Origin of the sequence: Paenibacillus oralis (assembly GCF_003863965.1) — a bacterium.
Lineage (GTDB): Bacteria > Bacillota > Bacilli > Paenibacillales > Paenibacillaceae > Fontibacillus > Fontibacillus oralis.
Genome location: NZ_RRCN01000001.1, coordinates 4,814,680 through 4,839,935, shown reverse-complemented (window position 1 = coordinate 4,839,935; position 25,256 = coordinate 4,814,680). Strand labels below are relative to the sequence as shown.

At 49.7% G+C, this 25,256-nt stretch carries 27 protein-coding genes and 1 pseudogene; 7 read left to right on the top strand and 21 right to left on the bottom strand.

Features of this window, described 5'->3' with window-relative positions; translation table 11 throughout:
- Positions 1 to 478 precede the first annotated feature (478 nt).
- The 9 genes from EHV15_RS21570 to EHV15_RS21530 form a co-directional block, all read right to left on the bottom strand.
- A complete protein-coding gene (locus EHV15_RS21570) occupies positions 479 to 703 on the bottom strand; it encodes a VOC family protein (protein ID WP_128633026.1) in 225 nt (74 codons plus the stop codon).
- Between the two features lie 41 nt (positions 704 to 744).
- A complete protein-coding gene (locus tag EHV15_RS21565; RefSeq protein ID WP_425464441.1) occupies positions 745 to 1,479 on the bottom strand; it encodes a PhzF family phenazine biosynthesis protein in 735 nt (244 codons plus the stop codon).
- A gap of 24 nt (positions 1,480 to 1,503) precedes the next feature.
- Positions 1,504 to 2,049, bottom strand: coding sequence for a GrpB family protein (locus EHV15_RS21560; protein WP_128633025.1), 546 nt, complete (start codon positions 2,047 to 2,049; stop codon positions 1,504 to 1,506).
- A 351-nt stretch (positions 2,050 to 2,400) separates the two neighbouring features.
- Entirely contained in the window at positions 2,401 to 3,330 is a 930-nt protein-coding gene (locus EHV15_RS21555) for a toxin Cry1Ac domain D-VI-related protein (protein WP_128633024.1), read from the bottom strand.
- A gap of 370 nt (positions 3,331 to 3,700) precedes the next feature.
- Positions 3,701 to 4,978: an NAD(P)-dependent malic enzyme gene (locus tag EHV15_RS21550; protein ID WP_425464484.1), complete on the bottom strand. Its 1,278-nt coding sequence runs from the start codon at positions 4,976 to 4,978 to the stop codon at positions 3,701 to 3,703.
- A 220-nt stretch (positions 4,979 to 5,198) separates the two neighbouring features.
- Complete coding sequence (locus EHV15_RS21545) at positions 5,199 to 6,554, bottom strand: 2-hydroxycarboxylate transporter family protein (protein WP_128633023.1); 1,356 nt, start codon at positions 6,552 to 6,554, stop codon at positions 5,199 to 5,201.
- Positions 6,555 to 6,712: 158 nt separating this feature from the next.
- Complete coding sequence (locus EHV15_RS21540) at positions 6,713 to 7,423, bottom strand: response regulator (protein ID WP_128633022.1); 711 nt, start codon at positions 7,421 to 7,423, stop codon at positions 6,713 to 6,715.
- Positions 7,420 to 9,018: a DcuS/MalK family sensor histidine kinase gene (dcuS, locus tag EHV15_RS21535; RefSeq protein WP_128633021.1), complete on the bottom strand. Its 1,599-nt coding sequence runs from the start codon at positions 9,016 to 9,018 to the stop codon at positions 7,420 to 7,422. Before dcuS ends, EHV15_RS21540 begins: the two co-directional genes overlap by 4 nt.
- A 100-nt stretch (positions 9,019 to 9,118) precedes the next feature.
- Positions 9,119 to 10,642, bottom strand: coding sequence for a sensor domain-containing diguanylate cyclase (locus EHV15_RS21530; protein WP_246061955.1), 1,524 nt, complete (start codon positions 10,640 to 10,642; stop codon positions 9,119 to 9,121).
- 242 nt (positions 10,643 to 10,884) lie between these two features.
- On the opposite strand from EHV15_RS21530, the gene EHV15_RS37535 reads away from it, so the two are divergent.
- Positions 10,885 to 11,229: a class I SAM-dependent methyltransferase gene (locus EHV15_RS37535; RefSeq protein WP_246061728.1), complete on the top strand. Its 345-nt coding sequence runs from the start codon at positions 10,885 to 10,887 to the stop codon at positions 11,227 to 11,229.
- 31 nt (positions 11,230 to 11,260) lie between these two features.
- Entirely contained in the window at positions 11,261 to 11,434 is a 174-nt protein-coding gene (locus EHV15_RS37530) for a hypothetical protein (protein ID WP_246061727.1), read from the top strand.
- A 669-nt stretch (positions 11,435 to 12,103) separates the two neighbouring features.
- Here EHV15_RS37530 and EHV15_RS21520 read toward each other — a convergent pair.
- The 5 genes from EHV15_RS21520 to glpX form a co-directional block, all read right to left on the bottom strand.
- A complete protein-coding gene (locus EHV15_RS21520) occupies positions 12,104 to 12,625 on the bottom strand; it encodes a hypothetical protein (RefSeq protein WP_128633019.1) in 522 nt (173 codons plus the stop codon).
- Positions 12,625 to 13,122: a YdbC family protein gene (locus EHV15_RS21515; protein ID WP_128633018.1), complete on the bottom strand. Its 498-nt coding sequence runs from the start codon at positions 13,120 to 13,122 to the stop codon at positions 12,625 to 12,627. Before EHV15_RS21515 ends, EHV15_RS21520 begins: the two co-directional genes overlap by 1 nt.
- Before the next feature lie 8 nt (positions 13,123 to 13,130).
- Positions 13,131 to 13,652: a GNAT family N-acetyltransferase gene (locus tag EHV15_RS21510; protein ID WP_128633017.1), complete on the bottom strand. Its 522-nt coding sequence runs from the start codon at positions 13,650 to 13,652 to the stop codon at positions 13,131 to 13,133.
- 129 nt (positions 13,653 to 13,781) lie between these two features.
- Complete coding sequence (locus EHV15_RS36620; RefSeq protein WP_178075924.1) at positions 13,782 to 13,949, bottom strand: hypothetical protein; 168 nt, start codon at positions 13,947 to 13,949, stop codon at positions 13,782 to 13,784.
- An 84-nt stretch (positions 13,950 to 14,033) separates the two neighbouring features.
- The gene (gene glpX, locus EHV15_RS21505; RefSeq protein ID WP_128633016.1) at positions 14,034 to 15,026 is read right to left on the bottom strand and encodes a class II fructose-bisphosphatase; all 993 of its coding nucleotides are present in this window, start codon (positions 15,024 to 15,026) and stop codon (positions 14,034 to 14,036) included.
- 268 nt (positions 15,027 to 15,294) lie between these two features.
- Here glpX and EHV15_RS21500 point away from each other — a divergent pair, with 268 nt between their 5' ends.
- Positions 15,295 to 15,531: an RNA chaperone Hfq gene (locus EHV15_RS21500; RefSeq protein WP_128633015.1), complete on the top strand. Its 237-nt coding sequence runs from the start codon at positions 15,295 to 15,297 to the stop codon at positions 15,529 to 15,531.
- A 28-nt stretch (positions 15,532 to 15,559) separates the two neighbouring features.
- The gene (locus EHV15_RS21495) at positions 15,560 to 16,165 is read left to right on the top strand and encodes a pentapeptide repeat-containing protein (protein WP_128633014.1); all 606 of its coding nucleotides are present in this window, start codon (positions 15,560 to 15,562) and stop codon (positions 16,163 to 16,165) included.
- A gap of 91 nt (positions 16,166 to 16,256) precedes the next feature.
- On the opposite strand, the gene EHV15_RS21490 is transcribed toward EHV15_RS21495, so the two are convergent.
- From EHV15_RS21490 to EHV15_RS37515, 7 genes and pseudogenes are all read right to left on the bottom strand, one after another.
- Positions 16,257 to 16,505 (bottom strand): hypothetical protein, encoded by a 249-nt coding sequence (locus tag EHV15_RS21490; RefSeq protein WP_128633013.1) that lies wholly within the window; start codon positions 16,503 to 16,505, stop codon positions 16,257 to 16,259.
- Between the two features lie 15 nt (positions 16,506 to 16,520).
- Positions 16,521 to 17,585, bottom strand: coding sequence for a suppressor of fused domain protein (locus EHV15_RS21485; RefSeq protein WP_128633012.1), 1,065 nt, complete (start codon positions 17,583 to 17,585; stop codon positions 16,521 to 16,523).
- A 310-nt stretch (positions 17,586 to 17,895) separates the two neighbouring features.
- Positions 17,896 to 18,090 (bottom strand): hypothetical protein, encoded by a 195-nt coding sequence (locus tag EHV15_RS38395; protein WP_425464440.1) that lies wholly within the window; start codon positions 18,088 to 18,090, stop codon positions 17,896 to 17,898.
- 63 nt (positions 18,091 to 18,153) lie between these two features.
- A complete protein-coding gene (locus EHV15_RS21475; protein WP_128633011.1) occupies positions 18,154 to 18,933 on the bottom strand; it encodes an ABC transporter ATP-binding protein in 780 nt (259 codons plus the stop codon).
- Between the two features lie 97 nt (positions 18,934 to 19,030).
- Positions 19,031 to 19,717, bottom strand: a complete 687-nt coding sequence (locus EHV15_RS37940; RefSeq protein WP_128633010.1) for a FadR/GntR family transcriptional regulator — start codon at positions 19,715 to 19,717, stop codon at positions 19,031 to 19,033.
- Between the two features lie 475 nt (positions 19,718 to 20,192).
- Entirely contained in the window at positions 20,193 to 20,297 is a 105-nt protein-coding gene (locus tag EHV15_RS36615; protein WP_246061726.1) for an AraC family transcriptional regulator, read from the bottom strand.
- Positions 20,298 to 20,449: 152 nt separating this feature from the next.
- Positions 20,450 to 20,539 (bottom strand): annotated as a pseudogene (locus tag EHV15_RS37515) (hypothetical protein); the annotation flags it as partial.
- Between the two features lie 116 nt (positions 20,540 to 20,655).
- Between EHV15_RS37515 and EHV15_RS21460 the strand changes: the two are divergent.
- The 3 genes from EHV15_RS21460 to EHV15_RS21450 all read left to right on the top strand — a co-directional run bounded on the left by EHV15_RS21460 (position 20,656) and on the right by EHV15_RS21450 (position 25,222).
- On the top strand, positions 20,656 to 21,657 hold the full coding sequence (locus EHV15_RS21460) for a LacI family DNA-binding transcriptional regulator (protein ID WP_128633008.1): 1,002 nt from the start codon (positions 20,656 to 20,658) through the stop codon (positions 21,655 to 21,657).
- A gap of 141 nt (positions 21,658 to 21,798) precedes the next feature.
- Entirely contained in the window at positions 21,799 to 23,319 is a 1,521-nt protein-coding gene (locus EHV15_RS21455; protein ID WP_128633007.1) for a glycoside hydrolase family 32 protein, read from the top strand.
- Positions 23,294 to 25,222 (top strand): sucrose-specific PTS transporter subunit IIBC, encoded by a 1,929-nt coding sequence (locus tag EHV15_RS21450; RefSeq protein WP_128633006.1) that lies wholly within the window; start codon positions 23,294 to 23,296, stop codon positions 25,220 to 25,222. Before EHV15_RS21455 ends, EHV15_RS21450 begins: the two co-directional genes overlap by 26 nt.
- Positions 25,223 to 25,256 lie beyond the last annotated feature (34 nt).

Here is a 25,256-nt window from a genome sequence, read left to right as displayed (position 1 = left end):
AAGCGGCGGGAATACGAGACAACGACCATATATCGTCCTAAATTGCCTGTGAAGCGTGTTGTTTGCCTAACGTCCTATAACGTCCACCTCATTCGGAGCGGACCTCCCCAAGGAAGAAACCCTAACGGACAGGAAAGACCTTATTTGCTCATTTCCCGGGTATTTCCCGCTGTAACGGACCCGGAAGACCTTATATGGCTTCGGATAAGTCTATTTTGGAGAATTCATAGGGAATAAGGTCATCTGAGTCCGTTAAAACTTTCGAACCCCTGTTTTGGAACAAATAACGTCTCTCACGTCCGTTAGGCTCCGAATCTCAAACCAATGTTTCGTTTCTCCCGCCCAATAAAAAACGCCCGGCCAAGAGATTTGCGTCTCTTCTGATCAAGGCGTCTAGTTATCTATTTTTATTGCCACACATGTTTTTCCATCAGTTTTCCACATGGTGAATATCATGGCGTGCTTTCGCGGTGAGCCTTTAATTTAAAGGTCCCGCTCTCATCGCCATAGAAACAAAACTGATCCGAGCATAATGGTAAAACGTGTGCAAATCGATGCTTTCGTAAATAACCACGGTTTCCCCCGCAGCCACGGAAAATGAGGAATTCGTTTCTTCCAGAATAGGAAATTGAAGCACGTCGCGATAAAATGATTTCATTTCGCTAAATTTATTGGTTTTCAATTTTAGCTGTCTGATGATCATAAACTCCCGCCTCCTTTATTCCAGCGCAACTTCCATTTCTTTTACAAACACTCCCGTTCCCGATATAAAAACATCCATACTGCGCCATTGCGCACCGCTCTCACCCAAACTCTGCCGTCCCTGCCTATTTCCTGGCCTTGTTCAACCGCAAATTCCAGCATTGGCAGCTGATCGTCGATATACTTCAGGTAATACGCCCCCATTACGCCGGAAGCCGTACCGGTGACCGGGTCCTCCACCGTACCGGAAAAAGGGGAAGAAAAATGCCGAGCATGCATCAAGGCTTTCTCGTCATGTGCCTCAAAACAAATCGGATGTACGGATGACCGCGGATTTTCGGCCAAAATCTGAGGGAAATCCTCGTTACGGGGCTGCATGGTTTTAAACTTGCTTAACTCCTTGATAGGAATCAACAACGTCCATGTCCCCGTGCTGCCGTAAACGATCGGTTTGGAAAGATCGAGATCTTCCTTAGCCAAGCCGATGGATTCGGCCAATTTCTGTACATCCCCTTCAAACGGAATAAAGCGGGGGGCGTCTTGCTGCATTGTAATCAAAATCTGTTCACCCTTATTTTCAAAAGAAACGGGCAGCACGCCGACATTGGTTTCGATATGGAAGATGTTTTGTCCTCCAGCAGCCCCCGGGTTCTTAGGGCATATAATGCGCCGATGGTAGCATGACCGCATAAGTTCATTTCGTGTCCGGGCGTAAAATACTTTAGCATTGACAACGGATGAAAAGGCATCATAATGCAGAACTTTTACTTTTTTCACGTTTTCTCCTCCGAACATTCCGGTTTACGCATCAGGTTCTCCCGGCTGCCAGCCGGTTTCTTGCGACCAGAGATGGGCCCGGTGCAATATCTCCCACACGATGGGGCCCTTGCCTTCCACATACTTGGGGCGGTCATGCGCAAACAATTTCATTAGCCGATGCTTCTCATCAGCGTATTTCCGGCCTTCCTCCGGATGCTCCCTTAAATAATCTCTAAAAAGCAACGTCATTTGTTCCGCAAAACTCCCGGCGCGCCTTACATGAATATGCGTTCTTCTGCTGCCGGGCACTTCGCGAAAATAGCGTTTGGACTTGTCAGGATTATCGATTCTCCATTGAAATCCCAATGATTCGATTTTATCGCGGTAACTAAGTTCATCTTCCAAAACGGCAACAGATATTTGGATATCGATAATCGGCTTGGCGTCCATTCCTGCTATCGACGTTGAACCGATATGATCGATGCGTAACGCCGTTTCTTGAAGCGTATTTCTCAACCTGGCGCCAAGCTGCCAAAATAAATCTTTCCATGCCGGATCATACTTGGCTATTTTCCACTGGTCCTCCATGTTCAACAGCTCCTTTTTTTACAACTCCGTTGATCTACCTTGTGCCGCCCTTCTCATATACAATTCCGAATTCCACTCAAACCTATATTGCTAGAGGGGCGGAAGTCCCCTCACATCCGGTTCCAGCATATTTCGCCAACGATTTCACCCCAAACTTGACATCAGATGCGACCAGGCTTCTATTGCTCAGAATAATTCCAGGTTTTATTAAGGCTATGAAAGCGTAAGAGAGCAAGTTGGTCTGCATACCGAAAGAAAGCGGCAAACCCCAGCTCAAGAAATGTCTTGAATGCAAGGTTTGCCGCCTTTTCGTTGCATTATTCCTACAGCATGTTTGGTGATAGGCTTGTTCTAATCATTTGCCAAATCATGAAAATATACAACCTCTTCGTTCACCATCATATTTACCAGTTCTGGAGAAGCCCAATATTGGCCGTTATATTCAACAACATCACCCGATGCTAGATATTTCAGCAAGGTGGCTGCATCCCCTGTACTATAGGGTACCCATCCTTTAAGATCATTAGATTTTTTAGAAGAAGAATTTTTTTGGGCTGTAGCTCTTTCTTTAGCTTCCGCTTCCGCCTTTGCCTTTGCTTCTGCTTTTATCTTGGCATCCAGATATACGCCAGCAACTTGTACATACGACAATAAATCTGTTTTTGCTTGATGTTGTTTAATCTTTTTTACACTTGCTTTTGCCTCGTTAATTTCGGTTTGTTTAATGGATTTTTTGACAGCCGTTTTTTCTGATGATGTAAATAATGAATCCACCTTCTTGGTTGCTGCCGAGATTTGTTTGATTTGACTTTCTGCCTCATTTATTTTAAACGTTAATTCATCCACAAAGGCTGGCTTTTCCGACTTCAATGCCTCCAGCTGGCTTTTGCCGGACTCTATGTCAGGTGACTCCACGATGGCCCCATTCTCGTCGAACAGATTATCTACGCTTTGCTTTAAAGCATACATCTTATCTACATCACTTATGTCCGAAGAGGCTTGGGCTAATAGTGCGGAAGCTTCGGGAGAGAGCTCTTTATTATCATAGGCTGCAAATAAGTTATGTACTCTTTGGATCATATCATTGTCAATCGGATCAGCCAGATTCTTTTTTTGTTCGTCTTGATAAAGGGTGTTTACCTGTTCTTGAATACTAGAAATATCTGCTAGGATAGCCATCTCTTTTTTCACTTTATCATCGTTAATTTTCCAAACCATAAAACCAGCCACACACACTACTATTAAAGCAAGTGCAATAGCAATGATTGGTGCTTTCTTCATGTTCCATTCTCCTTATAATGATGTAACTAGCGCGAGGCGTCACTATAAGCCTGGCAGTCCTATCTCAATAACTTAAGACTCTCGGACTTTCAAGGATTTATAGGTAAAAAGTAACAAATTAACATTACCAAATATTTTCTAGAGCTGCAAGAGATGATTTCAAAGTTTCATCAGTATAATACGATAAACGAAAACGACCCATCCTTAGATAAATCATATCCCAGGGTGGGCCGGTTGCGGCCTTAAGGCTTCTGCCATGATTATACCTTGAACAACCATGGGGCGAAGCCTCGCTTATTTTTTTAGTTTTAGCCGACATCACTTTCCATCACTTGCCATTTCCGAATATAGTTCGGGTTTCAGCCCGGCATTACTTTACATCGACAAGCAAATTTTTGCGTGCTACGCCGCTTTTTACGGCAGCTTTGGCCACCGCCAGCCGGATTCGTTCGACCACACGGGAATCAAACGCATCCGGGATGATATAGGTTTCGCTTAGCTCAGACGGATCGATCACGGAGGAGATCGCTTCCGCCGCCGCCAGCTTCATCTCGTCGTTGATGTCCGTCGCCTCGCAATCGAGCGCTCCACGGAAAATCCCCGGGAAACAGAGCACGTTGTTGATCTGGTTCGGAAAGTCGGAGCGGCCGGTCGCCATCACCTTGACATAGGGCGCGGCAAGCAAAGGATCGATTTCCGGCGTCGGGTTGGCCATGGCGAACACGATCGGATCTTTGGCCATGTTCCGCAGATCGTCCACTTTCAGCACGTTTGGAGCCGAGACCCCAATAAACACATCCGCTCCCTTGATCGCTTCCGACAATGGTCCCTGTACATTATGCGGATTCGTATATTCAGCAAATTCGCTCCAGTGCTGGTTCGCGTACGCCACGCTGCGGTTGATGGCGCCTTCGCGGTCGACGCCGATCAAATTGACCGCCCCCGCCTGCAGCAGCATTTTGGAGATGGAGATGCCCGCTGCTCCAACGCCGTTGATGACGATTTTGACCTCGCGGATATTTTTACCGCATACCTTCAGCGCGTTCAGCAATCCCGCAAGCACCACGATGGCCGTTCCGTGCTGATCGTCATGGAATACGGGGATGTCCAGCTCGGCTCTCAGCCGCTCCTCGATGACAAAGCAGCGGGGCGAAGCGATATCCTCCAGGTTAATGCCGCCGAAGGTTGGAGCCAGAGCTTTGACGATCGCTATAATCTCCTCCGTATTCTTCGTATCCAGGCAGATCGGAACGGCGTCCACCCCGGCAAACTGCTTGAACAACGCCGCTTTGCCCTCCATGACCGGCATAGCTGCCTTCGGCCCGATATCTCCCAGACCAAGCACGGCCGTTCCGTCCGAAATAACGGCAACGGTGTTCTTTTTTGTCGTCAGCTGGTAGGCCTTCTCCTGGTCCTCGGCAATAGCCTGACAAACCTTGGCGACCCCTGGAGTGTACACCTTGGAGAGATCCTCCTTGCTGAGAATCGGATGCTTAAGCGTCGTTTCCAGCTTTCCGCCCTCATGCAATTGCATAATTTCCATTAACCGCTCCACGATATCGCCGCCGCCGAGCTTTTGCGCCGCAGTTTCGATAAATTCTCTGTCCTCCTGATATTGCACCGATATCTTCACTTCGGCCTCCGCCATCCCTTGCTCGTTCGGATCCTGGAGCTCGACTTGAAGCACGGTTCCTTGATACGTCTCCACAATGTTCACCAGGTTTGCCATATAGTCGCTGCCGCTTTTGTACTGTACACGCAGCGAAAACAAATAAGAATGATCCAGCGTTTGATTCATCGCGGTTCGCCTCCCATATCGAATGTTGTATTTTTTATGACAATGTTCCTATCCAAAAAACTCTTTAAGTTCAGCCTCCCCAGACGGAGATCAGCAGCGTGGCCGCGACAACGGTCAGCGCCCCGCCGATCCGGGTGGAGATTTGCGCAAAAGGCATCAGTTCCATCCGGCCCGATGCGGAAAGAATCGCCACATCGCCCGTTCCCCCGAGCCCTCCGCGGCAGCCTGTCACGATGGCGGCTTCTATAGGGTACATCCGGATCCATTTTCCGACTATATAGCCTGTCACAATCATCGCGGCAATTACCGATGCGCAGACGAGTACGTAGGGAATGGAAATAAGCGCAGCAACATCCTCCAGCGGGATATACAAAATGCCGAGACCGACCATCAGCGGCCAGGTCAGGGTGCCGGACACGAATTTGTAAAGGTGGTACGCGCCTTGTTCAATTTTGTACGGAAGCAGCTTGAAAATTTTCAGCAGCGCCGCGCCGAAGATCATCAGGATCGGGCCGGGAATGCCGACATAGGGTGACAGCAAGCTACCTGCGATAAACAGGCTGCAGGCAAACAGCAGGCCGCCGCCCATCAGCGGGAAATCGATTTTTTCCGAGTCGTAATGGCTTCCGCCAAGCTGCTTGCCGCCCTTCTCCCGCACAAGAACGCCGTTGCCGGTAATCGACGGGTTTTTGTCGGCCATTTTCTTCAAAATACCCGCCCCGATAATCGCGAAGACGTTGCCGATGACCGCGGCCGGAATCATCTGCGCCACATATTGGCCCGATTCACCGCCAAGAATTTGCGAGAAGGCGATCGATAAAGGCAGGATGCCTTCGCCTACGCCGCCGCCAATGATCGGAACGACAATGTAGAACAGCGTATGGTGGGCGGTGTAGCCAAACAGCATGCCCACGGCCAATCCGACCGCGACGGCGGCCGCCGTTCCCGCGATCATCGGAATGAAAATCCGGATAAACCCGCTGATCAGCGTCTGGCGGTTCATCCCGGTAATGCTTCCCGCCACCAGGCAGGCGATATACAGGTAAAGAAAGTTGGACGTTTTCATCAGCGTGTTCACGGCGTCAACGACCGGAGGATTCAGCACATTCCAAAACACGAGGAATGACGGAATCATCAGGGATAAAATCGCCGGACCGCCGATGTTCTTCAGCAGCGGCAGCTTGAAACCGAGATGGCTTAGCAGCACGCCCATAATCATGATGACGGCCAAGCCGCCGATCATGTCGTTTGGCAGCTCGCCGACGGCGGCGGCGGCGAAAATGACCAGAGCCAGCACGATGTAAATCGGCAAAGGAATGACACCGATCTTTACGCTGAGCGCTTTGGACAGCAAACCGTCCGCCTTGTCGGCGGGCTGTGACTTCGGTTCGCGCGAAATGGCCTGCGTCTGTACAGTTTTTTCCATAGGGGAAATAGGCCTCCTTTGTTTAAATTCAGCCTCATCATAGCTTTTTTGTAAGCGCTTTTGTTTTTATGTAGATATTGATCGAATTTTTAAAGTTTTTAAAGTAAGCGCTGTCACAAAATAGACAACCCCCCTTGCTCGCGCAAGGAGGGCGTACTTTATTGCAAATATTTCGTGATTTGGATCTTTCCGTGCGGTGTTATTTTGTACTTCTGCACCGGCCTGCCTACAGTCCCGTAAATCAGCTCCATTTCGAGGATGCCCCTGGCCTCCAGCTCGGTCAAATATTTGCCCGCGGAAACCCGGGAAATCCCGGTCGCCGCGGAGATGTCCACGCTTGTGAAGCCTTCGGCGGAAGCCGCCTCGATCGCGTTCCATACGGCTTGGAGCGTCTGACGGGTGAAGCCTTTGGGCAGCGGTTGGCTTGGCCCTACGTTCGCGTCGGCGTGCGTGATGGCGTCAAGCTCCGACTGAACCATGCTCCCCGTTCTCTTGAAAAGCGCAGCCCGTTTGCGATAAGCGTCCATGGCCAGGCGAAAGCGGTTGAACTCAAACGGCTTGATCAAATAATCAACCGCCCCGTTGTTCAGCGCCTGCCGGATGCTGCTCTTGTCTCTGGCGGCCGAGATGACAATCACATCCGTAGGCAGCGCTTTGCGGCGGATCTCGCTCAGCAGCTCCAGCCCGCTGCTTCCCTTCATGTAAATATCGAGCAGCAGCAGGTCGTAATGCGTGGAATCCAGCAGACTAAGCGCCTGCTCGGCGGATTCAGCCCAACCCTCGGCCCGGAAGTCCTGAATCTGCTCCAAATAAAATTTGTTCATTTCGGCGACCATCGGGTCGTCTTCGACGATGAGTACATTAATCATGAGTCATAAGTCCCCCATGCTTTTGCTTCGTACGGTATGCGTACGATAAATTTCGTTCCCGAGCCTTGTGCGCTTTGGCACCATAAATGCCCGCCCAGTTTGTTGACGCCGCGCATGACCAGGTACAAGCCGATGCCTCTGCCCTTGCCTTTGGTCGAAAAACCCTGCTCATATATCCGTTTGATCATCTCCCCCGGGATGCCCGCGCCGTTGTCGCTGACGGTCACGGTCAACTGCGAGTTTTCATGGGAAAAACCGACGGAAATATCTTTGCCTTCTTCTCCCGGTTGGGCCTCCAGGGCATTTTCCAGCAGGTTGCCCACAATGGTGACCAGCTCATGGGCCGTTTCCGCATCCGCGCATTCCGGCAGCACGTCCTCTTCGAGAATATGCATTTTCACGCCGGCTTCGCGCGCCCGGCTCAGCTTGCCCAGCAGAAAGCCGGCCATCACGGGCTCCTTCACCTGCTTTACGAGCATACCGGCCTCCGACTGGAAATGCCGGATGGTTCCGCTCAGGTATTCCTCCAGCCGATCATAACGCCGCATATGGTTTAATCCGGCCATAACATGCAGCTTGTTCATAAATTCATGGGTCTGAGCCCGCAGGGCTTCGACATACAGCGAAACGCCCGACAACCGCTCCATCAGGACGTCGATTTCGGTCTTATCCCGAAACGTGGCGATGGCGCCCTGGGTTCGTCCGTTCACTTTGACGGGCACGACATTGGCCAGCAGCGTCATCCCGTCCTGCTCCATCTCCATGTCGTTCAGCGGCTCCCCGCTCTCCAGCACCTTGTTCATGCGCAGCAGCGGGCAAAGCTCCTGCGCGTTGCCTCCGGCTTCCGTTATGCCGATAAGTCTTCTCGCTTCGGCGTTGATCAAGGTGATATACCCCCGCGCATCCACAGCGATGATGGCTTCTTTGGCGGATTGCAGCATCGCGCTGCGTTCCTCCAGCAGCTTGGCGATTTCGTCCGGTTCCATGCCGAACATCATCCGCTTGAGCCTGCGGGCCAGCAGCACCGCCCCGGACACGCCGAGCACGCCGCCGGCGGCCATCCCCAAATAAATAATCCAGCGGTTCTGCCGCACGGCCGAATTAACATCGTTCAGCGACAGGCCAACCGCAACCGCGCCAACCGGCTTGCCGTCAACGATCACCGGAGAAAACGCTCTCACGGATTTCCCCAAGGTGCCCTTGGCAATAGATACGGATTCCCTCCCGTTTAGCGCTGCGGCTTCATCGCCGCCGATAAAATGCTGCCCGATCTTAGCCGGATCGGGATGGGACAGCCGGAGGCCTTGCTTGTCCATAACGACGATGAACTGCACCCCGTTCAGCGTGCGGATTTCTTCGGTAAACTCCTGCACAAGCCCGGCGTCCGCCTGGCCGTTCAGCGCACTCAGAACGGTTGGATCCTTGGACACCGTGCGGGCGATCGTAATCGCTTGATGCTCCAAATCTTCCCGGGTCAGCCCGGAAATTTTCATATTAAACAGCAAATATACAGCCAGCAGGACCAAGGCCAGCACGGAGCAGACCATTAGGGTGATCGTCGTTTGCAAACGCAGCGTTCGGCCGAAGAATTTCATATTTCGCCATCCTTCGAAGTTTTTTTTTGATTATACCCCGTTATTTCTCCAAAAGTCAGTGAAGGTTATGTGAATCCGGCTATCCCGGGATAAGGCACCATCATCCCGCTGTGATCGTCCGGTTACGCCCTTCGCGTTTGGCACGGTACAAAGCCATATCCGCCGCCTGAAGCACCTCGGCTCGGCTTACGCCATGCTCCGGAGATAACGAGATACCGATGGAGACGGTAATCTTCCCGGCAAAGGGGGTTGGGGCTGCGCTTATCGTTTGACGTATTTGTTCAGCGATTACGTATACCTGATCCATGTTGTGCTCACGAAGGAGGATGACAAATTCCTCCCCGCCATAACGGGAACATACCGCCTCTGCAGGACTGGACTCCGTGATCACGCTGGCGACCGTTTTTAAAACTTCATCCCCGGTTTGATGGCCATACGTATCGTTTACCGTCTTGAAGTGGTCGATATCCAGCAGCAGAACAGCATATCTATCCCCTCTTTTATCCCACAAATCCAGGCAGCGTTCCATTTCTCTGCGATTGAACAACCCGGTTAAAGGATCCGTGATCGCTTCCTGTTGCAGAAAAGAAGTTTGCTTCGCCTGCGTTTCGGCAGCCGCTTTCATCATCCGGTTCAATTGATCGGCTTCCCGGTTCCAATGCGGTTTGAATTCCTGCAAAGAAACATTTTGTCCGGCGGCAAAGACTTTCGTTATTTTATATAACCGGGCAAAAGGCGCGGCGATTCTAGCCGCAATAAATCCGGCAATGAGCAGCATGACCGCAATCGGAACGAGCATGCCCCGGATCAAGTGCAGCAGGTTGTCGTTAACATCGGCCATAATCGATGGTTTCGATGTCTGCATGACAATGACCCAACCGTTGGTAGCAACTCTCGCGTAACCCGCCAAATAATCATCGCCCTGCATATTTTTCAAATGCAATTCACCGCTATTGCCTGCCCGAAACTGCCGGACAATCTCTTCAGGCACAGTTTCCCTCAATCGGTTCTTATCCGGATGGTAAAGCAGCTTGCCCGCGGAATCAACGATATAGGAGTAGGATTCCGTTTCATTGCCCGCATTGGAGCCAAAAATACTATGCAGGATGTTATCCTTCTCCAGGTAGATCGTCCCCCCGATCATCCCGCGGTAACCGCCAAGTTCATCAAAAACCGGCTCACTTACAAAAACGATCAATCGTCCCGTAGGGCTCACATAAGGATCGGAGATGTAGGATTTTCTGCCGTTTAAAGCTTCCAGGGCCCATTTCGTCGTTACCCGAGTATTGTTCATATTGCTGCCATAAGGAGAAACAGTCCGAATTTGTCCGGTTTCATCCGTCCAAAATACGGAATTGAAATACGGACTGCTTTGCAGTACAAGATCGAAAATGTGTTGCAATTCCTCCTTATTGTTTATATCCATGGTGCGGAGTTGCGAAATGTTGGCGACGGCATGGAGGGTTTTCCGCATCGATGAAAAAAGCGCCTCGGTAGTAACGGCCATCTTCTGCGCCGAGGATAGATTGTGCGACATTGTATTTTGGAAGAGGGATTGTTTTTCATTATTATATTGGATGTATGTCATGATAGACATGGTTATCAGAATGGAGAAACTAACCATGGCGGACAATACTACGGAAAGACTGATTTTTATGGGTTGTTTAGAGATGTGCATGAAGCCGGATTCCTACTCCTCGCGATAAATTAACCTACTGACAAACTGTTATCATAGTACTTCAGAAACGCACCTAAGTCCATATGGCAAGGTCAAATATAACGAAAACATCTTTGTGCAATTTTTCCTTTAAACCGCAAGAAATCACGTGTAAAATACTCGATTAAAAGAAGCGAGGTGGCGGTATCATGGAAAAGGAGGATCTGGACGAGGTTTTGAACTTCTATAACCAAGGCGCCGAGATTGGCAGATTGCAAAGGGGGATCGGCAAGCTTGAATGGGAGCGGACCCAGGAACTGATCTCCAGATATTTGCCTCCGCAAAAAAACGTGATTTATGATATCGGAGGAGGGATCGGCGTTTATTCGTCCTGGTTATCCCATTTAGGCCATGAGGTGCATCTATTTGATTTTGCTCCGCTAGAGATCGAATATGCTCAAAAAAACCATCCGGGGATATATAAAGCCGAAGTGGCCGACGCAAGAAACATATCCTTATTTTATTTCCAGGTCCTTTTTCCATACCCCTGGTGAGCTGAGACAGGAATTAACGGACGCCGGCTTCATGAATATTCAAATCTATAGTGTGGAAGGGCCCGCCTGGATCGTGCCCGCTTTTGAAGAAAAATGGGACGATCCCGAAGCTAAAGCCAGATTGCTGGAAATCGTCCGCATGGTCGAGCAGCAGGAGTCGATGCACGGCATGAGCCCTCATTTGTTAGGGGTGGCTTTTTGTTGAGTTTTTTAGTCGCTTCGTCCGGCAAAATACATTTCTAGCCACACAAATTTTCTAACGGATGCTACAAGCACTATTTGTACCAAAAACGTGGATTTCAAATTCTAACGGTTGCCATGGCGCTTATTTCACTGAAATCCGGCTATTTTTGCTTAGATTAAGGCAAATAACGACGCTCACAACCGTTAGAATTTAGAAAAGGTCTTTTTTCGTAAAATAGCTGCTACTACAACCGTTAGATTTTTTTCGTGTCTCCGATAAACCTATGAAAGGCTGTGTTTCATTCAAATTAAAGATTTTAATATTCCTGCTATAGGTCAATAGAAAACCTGTTGAAAGGAATAGTTGCAAAATGTACAGTTACTTATCCGGAAATGCTGCCACAGCGCTTGATTAAGTGTAAAACCTGCAATTACTCCGCTATTTTTGGAAAAAGAAACAAAAAGATGAGGTAATACTTGTATGAAATGCAATTAAACGAATGATTGGGCAAATGGATATAAAGTTAGTTGTATGATTTGCAATTAATGGTCAGAGCCGAGCCGATCAAGCCACACTTTTGTCCACCATCCGACCAGACAGCGATGCTGTTTTGTCAAGGCTAAGATTTTATTCGCACTCCGCATGTACAGCACCAGCGGTTAAGCCGATTTTGGTTCTGCGAAAATTGAGTTAATTACATAGAGAGCCCAATTCTTGTTCCAATTCATCATTTAACATCTTTGTATTAATCAACTCACGTATTAAGGCAGCATTCACTGTGCTCCTGTTTTCTTTCAAGTAATTTAGCAGCAAATTTGCTTTGGTTGTTCGATTCATCAAATAATACGCCACGTACCAGATTTCAGGGCTCGAGATGGGAATGCCATCCCACGTCCCCAAATGAGTTACCGGCAGTTGCAGCACTCCATGATCCGTATGTAAAGCAAAGTAACCTATGAATTCAATGTTGAGCGAATCTATTTTGATCCGATACTGGCTGGCAAATGGATAATCTCCGCTTTTTTGTTCCACCCAGTCATAGTCCTGGATGGCCTCGATAAGGGTTTCTTTTGCGCAATCTACGGTGATATCCCAATCATTTATGGCATCAACCAATTTCAAATAATACAAAAGTGCGCTGCCGCCCAAAGAATATGTAATGTTGCACTTTTCCAACCTTTCAATGACCGGAAAAAGCTCAAGGTTTCTCATCAAATGCCCTCCCTATCCATCATCTTACCCACGCTCCAACGAGGTTCTAATTCAACAGCAACAGCCAATACAGGCCCCTCTGTCCCGCCCATGTTAAAGACTCCTGCGGCGACTTCGCTTCCCTGCCAAATCATTTGCACTAAATATGATTGATATGCATTTTGGGAAATAACGACCCGGTCAAGACGATGAAAATCGACTTTGCTTATATTTCCTGCAAACTCTTCATTACGAACTCTGATGCTTTCATACGTCCCATGTTGCCTGGTTTTTTGGAATATCTCATCATGGAAAATATCCATGAACTCCCGGTATAACTCCGCAGACTCCCAAAATCCGAAAATGTGAGCTTCCAGTAAATCACCCTTGCGTTCCCATCCGCCGATCTGACCGATCACCCCCGGCACTTGCGAAAGCAAACTCCAGCGGGACTGGGCTTGTGAGAATGCTTTTTTATTTGCACTTGCTACCGTGCAGGTAACCCATTTTATTAACATAAAACACCTCAAGTTAAAGAGATCCAATAACGCTGTATCTCAACTCCGCCGACGACAGCCTCGGAAACCAAAATGCCGTTGTTTTTTTGAATCGTTTTTGCCGATCCGACATTCTCCTTGTCGCAAGTCACCAAAGCGCGCGATATTCCCATTGATTTGGCATGGATTAATGCCTGTTTGAGAATCTCCGTGGCGTAGCCCTTTTTTCTGGCCGAAGGTCTTATTCCATATCCGATGTGCCCGCCGATATTCAGCAGGGAATCGTTCAGTTTATGTCTGATATTCGCCGCGCCAACCACTCTCTCATGGTCCTCAACAAGCCAAAACGTTGAACTGTTTACCGTTTTTTCATCTTCTACCGGGCCGTCCCTTAAAATCATTAATCGCTCCAAAAATGAATCGAAATCTTCATAATCAAATCTTAGCACAAAAGGAACCAGCTTCTCTCCGGTTTTCTGCCATTCCTCGATCATTTCGATGTATTGGCTTTGGTATGCTTTGGCCGGTTCAATTAACGCGAGAGTGTTCATCAAAAACGTCCTTTCTCGATCAAAAGCTTCTTCCATGATTATACATCACGAAACCGATAAAAAAATAAACAAAAAAGCCAGGAGACTAAAATCCTCCTGACCCAATCCTATCATTCATCCCTCAATCCGCTAGTACAGACGTTCCTCGCCCGTTTTCGGATTTTTAAAAGCGGAGCGGTAATCGTGGGCGCTGAAATCTTCGGCAAATTCCGTATCGTTTTCCCCGGTTTCCCGGGTTTTGTTGATTTTCGCTGTTTGCTCCTCCGCATTGGCTGGTTGGTTTGGCTTATGTTCCATTCGCAAAAACACCTCCTAGGTTACGATCTCCTCGTACTTTAGGATGCACTTTCCATACTCGTTTATGCATAAAGGGGAAATTCGTCAGATCACCATAGCTCTATCGAAAACTTCCCCAGCGTGCCCGGCATGTTTCGCAGGGTGGTGAACGGTCCGGATAAACCGTATCGTTCCGGTCTTGGCCCGCAGCACCATGGAATGCGTTTCGGCGCGATGGTTCGTCAGACTCCTTACCCCGCCCAAAAAATCTCCATTCGTTACACCGGTGGCGGCAAAAATGACATCATCGTCTCCCACCAGATCTTTCATCATCAAAACTTGATAGGGATCGGCCAGTCCCATCGAGATGCAGCGCTCGTATTGAACCTGGCCGTCCGGCATTAACCGGCCTTGGAATTCGCCGCCCAAAGCCTTCAGCGCAGCAGCGGCCAAAACGCCTTCCGGCGCGCCGCCCGAGCCGAGATAAAGGTCAATTCCCGTTTCCGGAAAAGCGGGAGCCATCGCGCCGGCGACATCGCCATCGGGCAACAAATTAATCCGCACGCCGCACTCGCGCAACGTGTCAATCAACGTTTGATGTCTCTCGCGGTCAAGCACCATCACACTTAAATCGGATATTTTCTTCCCCAGCGTTTCCGCTGCTTTGGCTAACGTAACCTCCACAGGATCAAGCAAACTAAGCTTCCCTGCCAGTGCAGGCCCTACAGCCAATTTTTCCATATACATGTCGGGTGCGTGCAGCAGATTGCCTTTCGGTGCGATCGCGATAACCGACAAAGCGTTGCTGAGGCCGTTTGCCACCAGCGAAGTGCCTTCCAGCGGATCCACCGCTACGTCAACCTCCACGCCATGCCAGTTCCCCACCTTCTCTCCGATGTACAGCATCGGAGCCTCATCCATTTCGCCTTCACCAATGACGACGGTTCCCTTAATGGATAAGGAGTCGAGCGTGCTTCTCATCGCCGTGGTTGCCGCATCGTCGGCGCTGATCTTATTTCCTCTGCCAATCCATGGCGCCGATTGCAGCGCGGCCATTTCCGTAACGCGAACGACCGCCAACTCTAATTCACGGTTCAAACTAATTCTCCACCTTTCTTTATCCATTCAGGGATTAATTAATTTTTTGTAGTTCCACTATAATACGAATTAAACCATTTAAGAAATTGATATATTTTAATATGGATATAGATGAGGTTTATAGGCTTGAGAAAATATAACCCTTGACTTTTGGCGCTGACCATACAGGTACTTGACAGCCGTATGCTATATTTAAGGTGTGATTCCACGATTGTAATGGCTCGCTTTCATAAAATGTGTCTATTTTTAGAAAGGAGAGGGATTATAGATGCTTGAAAATCACGGAGACAAGGGATTGGATCAAGACCAACAATTGTACTCCCTGTGGAAAGAGCAGTTGGAATGCACGGCCATCACCAAAAATGGAGTGCCCATCAAGGGAACGGTTGAATTATTCGATAAATATGTCATATTGTTTCGCTCGCTCTCCGGTAAACAGAGCATGATTTACAAACACGCATTATCTACAATCATTGCCGAACCTACAAATAAAACTACCAGTTAACTCTCTAACGAAATACAGGAGGCGTTCAATGTTTCAGTACAGCAATCAAACTTATGAAGGAGTAAACTTCGGCACGCAAGATTTAAAATACGGCGAACTGATCGGCTGTACATTTAACCGCTGCTCATTTTCTAACGGATCACTGGACGAGATTGTGTCGGGCAACTGCCGTTTTGTAGAGTGCGATTTTCGCGGGGCGTCTTTAAACGGCTCCATTCATAAAGAATCCGCTTTTGTGAACTGCAACTTTCATGGCGCCGATCTGTTTGTTGCCAAATTCGACACATGCAAAATGACAGGTTCGGATTTTTCCGGCTGCCATATGGATGGGATTACGATTTTACAGGGCGATTGGTCCTATACAAATTTACGGCATGCCCGTCTGGTGAAACAGGACTTGCGTGAGGTTAAATTTTACGAAGCGGACTTGTCCGGAGCCAACTTGGAAAAAGCCGATTTAAGAGACTCCGACCTGACTATGGCCGTGCTTGCCAAAGCAAAACTGCAGGGTGCCGATGTCCGGGGAGCCAAAATGGAAGGCGTGGATTTTAAAACCTTTGATGTTACCGGGTTAAAAATAGACAGGGAGCAATCCGTTTTGTTTTCGCTTTCTTACGGAGCCAAGATAGGTTAAGTCGCCCCGCAGCCTTCCGTTTTGCACGGAATTCGTTCCGTCATGTTCGTTCCACCTCTACAGCGGACGACCGGAATAACCGCCCCGGCTTTCACGGGAAGTCCCCGATACGGACGACCTCGCCCTGCGCGGAAATCTGCCCGGATGCTTCGAGGCGCACATCGTTCCCGTAGCTGTGGATTCTCGCCATCCCTTGAACCAGGGCCAGGTTCGCCCGCTCTCCGACACGATATTCAAATCCGGGCGGCTGCACGACCGAGTCGTTCCACACGAGAACGCTTAGAATAATCGCGGGTATAAAAAATACCAGATTCATGAGAGATAATCCGCTTTTTTTCATCCTGTTTTCTCTCTCCTATCCAATCGTTGTTACCACATTACCTTCCTGATCCTTGATATGCGTTTTTGCAATTTGAATCACCATGCCTTTTAAGGAAGAAAGCTTAACCGTCGCTTCCTTCGGCTGCATTTGCCCGGCGAGCTCAGCGACGGACGCCTCGTCAAGCTGCAGCACAATCTCGTCCTCCCCGGTTTCGAATCCGGCCTGCTCACCCTGCTTCATCACGACCCGGATCCCCTGGCCTACCAAAGTAAGATTCCTGCCCTTGAGGATCCGGCCCCGGATCAGCTTCCCGACAACCCCTGCCTGTTTGGCTCCAAGCGTAAGCGTGGCCGGCGTTTTGCCGAACAAGCGGTTTTTTCCCGGCTCCCAGGCGAGCTGATCCACAAATAAAAAGCCAGTGCTCGAGCCGTCCCGCTCCATCCCGTTTTGCACCGCTTCGGCAATCGCCGGAACCTCCAGCACGGAATCGCGCGATAAATCCGTGACAAGGCCAGGCAGCTGTCCTTCGCACGCCTTCAGCATCCCCCGCGTATTCCACGTCTGCATCGCCTCCAGCTCATCGCCCGTAATGCCGATCATTTGCAGAAACTCAACCTTCCCGTTTGGTGTATCGAGCTCCGGCAGCTCCGGGTCCCAGGTGAATGCCAAGGCGGTGAGCTTTGTATCGTCGCCGACGCAGATCGGGCCGTTGGCATCCAAATAATCGCCAGCACTGAACACATTCCCGCTTCTGAACACATATCTCCCCATATTTTGCAGCAAATTCAGCGCCCAGGCGGGCGGCTCTTCCTCATCCTCCGCGCGCGTCAGCCGGAAGGTCAGCTCAAAGCCATACCCGCTGTACTCGGCATCCTCGGATTCCTTTCCGTACAGCTCGGAGAACCCGAAAGTGACAAAATGCCAATGTGGAACGGGCTTATCCGCCATATAAGCGCTGATCCCGTCCAGCGGGTCCGGACCTCCCAGCACATATTTAATCAGCGTGCCGTAATGCTTCGGCTCCTGATCTCCGTAAATCCGCTGCATTTGCGCCTCAATGACGTCCCAGCCGCTCGTAACCACTTCTTCTTCGCTCATTTTTGTTTCCTCCAAAAATAAAGTTGATTCCCACTATTAATATGTATAAAAATCAGGAGATTGGACCCCCTATATTCCTTAGGCGGATCATATGAAGGAAGGGATTTCCATAGCCTGCTGATGTATCAGTATAAGGCTATGCTTTATGTATAATCAATTAACGAGGTCGCTGGGAAGGAGAAAGGATTCCTTGGACCTATCACATATAAGTCCGTGATCCCTATTCAAAATTCGAGGCGAATAGTTCCAATGACGCAATTTTGTGAAAAACAGTTTTAGGATTACATGATAAACTCCCCCCAACTCAATCTCAGCCAGTGCTCATCGGTTTGTACATGGTTTTTCCGCACGAATTTGGCGACGGAACGCCCCCCGGGATCAGATAACGTATTCCCCCATGCAGCGTTTTGACATCATGCCGGGAGGAATGGTCTTTGCTGTCCAGCGATCTGGCGTGGATAAAGTCCGGGTACAGAATGCCTGCCAGCATGTGTACGGTACTCATCGTTATCACCTCCTTTCCTAGTAAAATGATCTATATCGGCCAATGTGAGCGAAATGTAAACTTCTATAATAGCGACAGCCAGGCCCGCTGATTTCTCCAGTCGACTTGAACGGGGGTTTCGAATAGCGCGGACAACCGTTCGCCGGTAATGACTTCGTTGGTTCTCCCTTCGGCAAATACGCTGCCCCTGCGAAGCAGTAAGGTATGGGTAAATTCGGGCAAAATTTCCTCCACATGATGCGTCACATACAAAAGTGTGGGCGCATCCTCCTGCTTCGCCAGTTTGGCGATGGCTTGCAGCAGGGATTCTCTGGACAAAATGTCCAATCCGTTGCAGGCTTCGTCCAAAATCAGCAGCTCCGGCGAAGCCATCAGCGCTCTGGCGATCAGGAGCTTTTGTTTTTCGCCTTGCGAGCAGGTCTGATACCCGCGGTCGATGAGATGTCCGCAGCCGAGCGTTTCCATCAGTTGGACGGCTTTCTGTATATGCTCTTCCGACGGGTTATCGAATAAGCCGATCGAAGCATGCAGCCCGCTAATTACGAGATGCTGCGCTTTCTCATTCGGGTGAATCCGTTCCTGGAAAGACGAGCTTACCCAGCCGATCCGCTTGCGCATTTCCCGCAAATCGACCGTTCCATACTGCTGGCCTAGTACGGAAATCTCCCCCTGCGTCGGCCAAAGATACCCGGTGATCATATTGAGCAGCGTCGTTTTTCCCGAACCGTTCAGCCCCAGAATCGCCCAATGCTCCCCTTGGCGGACCGTCCAGTTGATGTCTTTCAAAATGATTTTTTGTTCGCGTCTCCAAAAAACGTCTTTGATTTCAATCCGATTAGTCATAATCAGTTCCTCCTATGCATTTGGGGGAATCGATGCTTTCCCCTCCGATTAATAACGTCTTATCATCAGATGTTTTATTTTATAAATTTATCGCATGTTACAGCTCGGCTATGGTTCCTTCCAGATTAAGCAGCGTCCACTTTACGGCCAGCTCCGGGTCCTGCTGCTTGATCGCCTCGTATAACTGCTCGTGATAGTAGGAATGCGGGTCATGCGAACTGTATTCTTTGTTTAATTTGTGCAAGGCAGCGGACAGCACCTGGGAAAAAGTGCGGAACAAATCGATGATCACGCCGTTTTTGCTGGCAATCGCGATCGCCAGATGGAACTCAATATCGGATTTGGCGTAGAGCTCCCGGTCGTTTTGCCGCAACGAAAAGCTGCGCTCGTCCAAATGCTGGCGCATGGTTTTCAGATCCTCTTCATCGCGGCGAAGGGCGGCTAGACGGGAAATTTCCAGCTCCAGCATTTTCCTCGCCTCGTATACCTCCATGAGCTCCGCCCGATGCAGGCGCTGCACCAAAGGCTCCTGGATGACCGGAGTAACTTTGAGATACGTGCCGAACCCTTGTTTTTTCTCGAGAAGCCCGGCGTGCACCAGAACCCGGATCGCTTCCCGGATCGTGGACCGACCCACCCCGAACAGCTGCATCAGCTCCGGTTCCGTCGGTATTTTATCCCCTGGCCGAATATCGCCGGTTGAAATTTTGTGTTGCAGTTGATTGACGACGTCATCCACAAGCCTGCGATGATTGATCGTCTTAAATGAAAGTTTCTCATTCATCTGATCATCTCCTGTTTTGAAAGTTTAGCACAACGGCTAGCACCATACAACAAAAAATTCCAAAAATTTTTGACTCAACCTAATAATCAGTGCTTGACAGGTAAGGCCGGTGGGTTGGTCGGCAGATCAACATCCGCTGTCTGGTCGCTTTGCACGATTATCCCGTTTGATCACGAAGCAGAGAAGAAGATAAATTCAGGAGAAGCAGATCTGTTTGGGAGAAGCAGATATTTTTGGGAGAAGCAGATCTGTTCGAGATCATTAGACAGGTTTGTGAGAAGTGAAGCAGACCTGACGGGAGGAATGGGGCAAGACACCACGAAAAATGAAAAGACCGTGAAGCCCCCACCCCATGCCCCCCTGAACGAAAGGGATAATCATGCAAAGCAGCATGCACGCAGGGAATCCATGACACGAATGCTATAGACAGCCACCTCAGAGCCAGATTCATAATTTATTTCGTTAAGCATTTTTTTTAAAGTATTCCTTTCATCGCTTCCGCACGGTATTGCCCTGGCGTGAGCCCTGTCCGTTTTTTAAAAGCATTATGAAATGCGCTTGGTTCCGAATAATGAAGCAAATAGGCGATCTCGCTGATCGAGTATTGTTTTTTAATTCCTCCGCAATCGGTTCAAAGGCCTTGAGCAATCTCGGGTCCGAGTACAGAATCGGGAACAGCAACACTTCCCTGCTCATTCGCAAATACGACTCTTTCCCGCCAAACCGGGGGCTGGTCCCAAACAATGAGACATATGCGCTGAGATCGGCCGGAGCGGCATAGGTGAATTGAAGCTCGCGAACCGGGATAGGCCGGTGGCTCATGCGGACCATCTCCTTTGCGCGAATACTTAGCCTCATGGAACAGAAATGAGTATAATGGTGAAGGAGCCTATTATATATCATGATTACATGGTGAACTGTTCGCAGAGGAGTTATTTATGATAAAAACGATTTCTGATATCGCCCGTATGGCAGGCGTGGCCAAAAGTACGGTTTCCCGTTATTTAAACGGCGGACCGGTCAGCGAGAAGACGCGGCGGAAAATTGAGCATATCATTAAAGAGCAAAATTATGTCCCCAACACTTTTGCCCAAAGTCTGAAAGCAAAGAAAACCAACTTTATCGGCACCGTGGTTCCCCGCCTCGATTCCTTCGCCACCTCGCAAACCTTGATCGGAATCGATGAAGAACTTCGGAGCAATCACTATCAAATGCTGATTTCGAATACGAGTCAGAATATGGAACGGGAAATTGAAGCGATCTATGATTTTGCCCGGCAAAAAATTTCGGGCATTATCCTGTTGGCCGCCCAAGTCACGGAAGCCCACTTAACGGCGATCAAGAAAATCGACATCCCCGTGATTCTGGTGGGACAAAAAAATGAGCAAATTCACAGTCTGATTCACGACGACCAACAGGCCGGACGGCTGATGGGGCGGCATGTATTAAGCAAAGGACACCGGAAGATTGTCTATCTGGGGGTTACCGAAAAAGATGAGGCTGTCGGTATACGCAGAAAAGAAGGCTTCAGGGAAGCATTGGCCGCCTGTCCACACTGTGAGGCAAGCTACCTGGAGACAAGCTTTAAAATGTCCGATGCCGTGGTCGCGGCTTCCCGGCTGCTCGAGGACACGCGGCCTTCCATCATCGTGTGCGCCACCGACAATATCGCGCTTGGCGTGATTAAAGCGGCCCATTTAAAGGGGATTCGCATCCCCGAGGAATTGTCGGTTACCGGCTTTGGAGGGTACGATATCACGGAAATCATCCATCCTGCCCTGACGACGGTCAAATACCATTATTATGAGGCGGGAAAAAGAGCGGCCGACAACATCATCCAACTGGTGCTTGAGAAACCGGTCGACAAGCTGACCATGATGGACGTTGAACTAATCCAACGGGAAAGCGTTGACAACTTATCATCCCATCCGTTATTATAGTCTCACAGGAACCGGTTCCATCTTAATAAGGGTGGACCGGATAAATTTTAGTTTTAACCGGAACCGGTTCCGGTATATTTTTTTCGCCGAAGTGGAACCGGTTCCGATGTGATCGATCACAACTCAGAATGGAGTACAGCAATGAAAATGACGAAAGAAGAAAAATACCGGCTGATTACACAGGCGAAACCCGGTGAATTGGCGGAACTCCAGGATAAAGTCAACCGCAGCGTCTGGCGGCAAAATTACCACATTCAACCCCCGACAGGGTTGCTCAACGATCCGAACGGCTTTTCATACTATCAAGGCGAATATCATTTGTTCTATCAATGGTTCCCTCTAGGGACCGATCATGGCATGAAGTATTGGTACCATACCAAGTCCGCCGATCTGGCCACTTGGGACAGCATGGGAATCGGTCTTGAGCCCGGAGGCCCTTACGATTCGCACGGCGCCTATTCGGGCAGCGCCATTGAAAAGGACGGCCGGTTGTATTTGCTGTATACGGGAAATACGCGGGATGAAGCGTGGAACAGACACCCCTTTCAATGCTTGGCCTATATGAATGAAAGCGGTTTTATCAATAAGCTCGGACAGCCGGTGATTTCCTCGGTTCCTCCCGGGTATACGGATCATTTCAGGGATCCGAAGGTTTGGAAATCGGGAGACGATTACTGCTGCGTGATCGGTGCCCAAAGAACGGACCGTACAGGCAGCGCCGTCTTATACCGTTCCAAGGATCTTCTCCAATGGGAGTTTACAGGAGAGATCAAAACCCGGCTGCCTCGTTTCGGTTACATGTGGGAATGCCCGGACTATTTTGAATTGGATGATTCGGGAGTTTTGCTGTTTTGCCCCCAAGGCCTGGAAGCCGATGAGGACAGATTCAACAACATCTACCAGACGGGTTATGTGATCGGAAAGCCGCTTAATCCGTTAACCCTGGAATTCAATCATGGCCCATTTGAGGAATTGGATCGGGGGTTTGATTTTTACGCGGCACAAACGATGCTAGCTCCGGATGGGCGGCGTCTCCTGGTTGGCTGGATGGGGCTGCCGGACGTGGATTACCCGACGGATGAAAGCGGCTGGTCGGGCTGCTTGACGCTTCCCCGTCAATTAACGCTGCGGGACGGAAAGCTGATCCAGCAGCCGGTACCGGAGCTCGCCAAGCTTAGAAAAGCGATGCACAGCGCCGAAATTACTCTAAACAACGAGACAAAACGGCTGAACGGTTTCGAAGGCATCTCCTACGAGCTGATCTGTGAAATTGCAAATGGGGATGCCGCAGAGGTTGGACTTGAGTTTCGCGCCGGCGGCGAGGAGAAAACGGTTCTAAAATACGACGGAGCCTCAAACAAACTCATCCTCGACCGCTCCCTATCCGGTCAGGTCCTGGGCGAGATCAACGGAAATATTCGCCGCTGCCGTATGGCCGCTGGCAAGCTCAAATTCCATCTCTTTGTGGACGTGTCCTCGGTTGAAGTTTTTGTTAATGATGGTGAGGAAGTGTTTACCAGCCGGATCTTCCCGGATCCCGGGAGTACGGAAATACGATTGTTTTCTTACGGCGGGAGCGCGGAGTTCCGTGTCCTCAAATGGGATATAACATCAATGGAAAAAGGGGACGAAAGCCATGTCGGAAAATCAGCAAATTGCTAAAGAAGTGATCCAGGCTGTCGGAGGCAAAGAAAACATCGCCTCTATCGCCCACTGCGCGACACGTTTGCGGATCATGGTGCTGGATAAGGATAAAATCAATCAACAGCAAGTCGAAAATATCAATAAAGTCAAAGGCGCATTTTTCAACTCGGGGCAATATCAAATTATTTTCGGGACAGGAACGGTCAATCGAATATTTGAGGAAGTCGAAAAGCTTGGCATTGAAAGCACCTCGAAAGAGAGTCTGAAAAGCCAAGGAACAAAACAGGGCAATCTATTCCAGCGCGCTATCCGCACCTTCGGCGACGTATTTGTGCCCATTATTCCCGTGCTGGTGGCAACCGGGCTTTTCATGGGCCTGCGCGGTTTGCTGACCCAGGAGCTGATTCTTGCCTGGTTTGGGGCGACTCCCGAAGATATATCGCCTAACTTCCTGTTATTTACCCAAGTTCTGACGGACACGGCCTTTGCCTTCCTTCCTGCCTTGGTGGCCTGGTCCGCGTTCAAAGTTTTCGGCGGAAGCCCGGTGCTCGGGATTGTGCTGGGTCTCATGCTGGTTAATCCGGCGCTCCCCAACGCCTACAGCGTTGCGGACGGTTCCGCTCACCCGCTGGTTATGTTTGGCTTTATTCCGATTGTAGGTTATCAGGGATCCGTATTGCCGGCGTTTTTTGTGGGCTTGATTGGAGCCAAACTGGAGAAGTTTTTGCGCAAACGTATTCCGGAAGCGTTGGATTTGATTTTAACCCCGTTTATTACCTTATTGATTATGATTTCGCTGGGGCTGTTCGTGATCGGTCCGGTCTTCCATTCCTTGGAGGAGTGGGTGCTTCATGGAACGGTAACCGTGCTCGACCTGCCGTATGGCATCGCCGGTCTTGTTATAGGTTTCCTGCACCAAATTATTGTGGTTTCGGGCGTTCATCATATTTTCAACTTCCTGGAAATCCAGCTTCTCGAACAGAGCGGCAGCAATCCTTTTAACGCCATTATCACCACGGCCATGGCCGCCCAAGGAGCAGCCTGTCTGGCTGTAGGCTTGAAGACGAAAAACATGAAGCTCAAAGCGCTTGCCCTGCCGTCCTCGCTGTCGGCTTTCCTGGGCATTACCGAGCCGGCCATTTTTGGCGTCAATTTAAGATACATGAAGCCGTTTGTTATGGGGCTGATCGGCGGAGCGGTCGGCGGTTTCCTGGCTTCGTTTTTCCATTTGGCCGGAACGGGCATGTCGATTACGGTCATCCCGGGCACACTTCTGTACCTGAACAGTCAGCTTCCATTGTATATTTTGTCTAATGTTGCGGCGATGGCCGTCGCCTTCGCATTAACATGGATTTTTGGTTACAAAAATGAAGCGGTCAAAGAAGAAAGCGGGTCCGCAGCGTCTCAGGCCGCAGCGGAAGTGCCGGCCGCCAAGCCAGCCCTTGCTCTTGAGAAGCTGGAGATCCCCTCCCCCATCACGGGCAAGGCCGTATCCATCACGCAGGTCCCAGACCCGGCATTTGCGGAGAAGCACATGGGAGAAGGCATCGCCATCGAACCGTCGGAGGGTAAAGCCTTCGCTCCTTTTGACGGAACCGTTGCCCATGTGATGGATAAGAGCAAGCATGCGGTTATTCTTGAACATGAGAGCGGCGTACAACTGTTGATCCATATCGGCATCAATACAGTAGGATTGAAAGGAACCGGGTTTACGACCCACGTGAACACGGGGGACAAAGTTGCCAAAGGGCAGCTTCTCATCGAGTTTGACCTGAATGTGATCCGGCAGGCGGAACTTCCAGTGGTTACCCCCGTGCTCATCCCTTCCGGATTGGATTCCGTCGAACAAGTCCTTCCTTCCGGGGAAGGCAACGTAACGGCGGTTCAGGATAACGTGATTACGGTAAATTTGAAAAAGTAATCGAACAGGACGGGAAAGCTAAATTTCAGCCCTT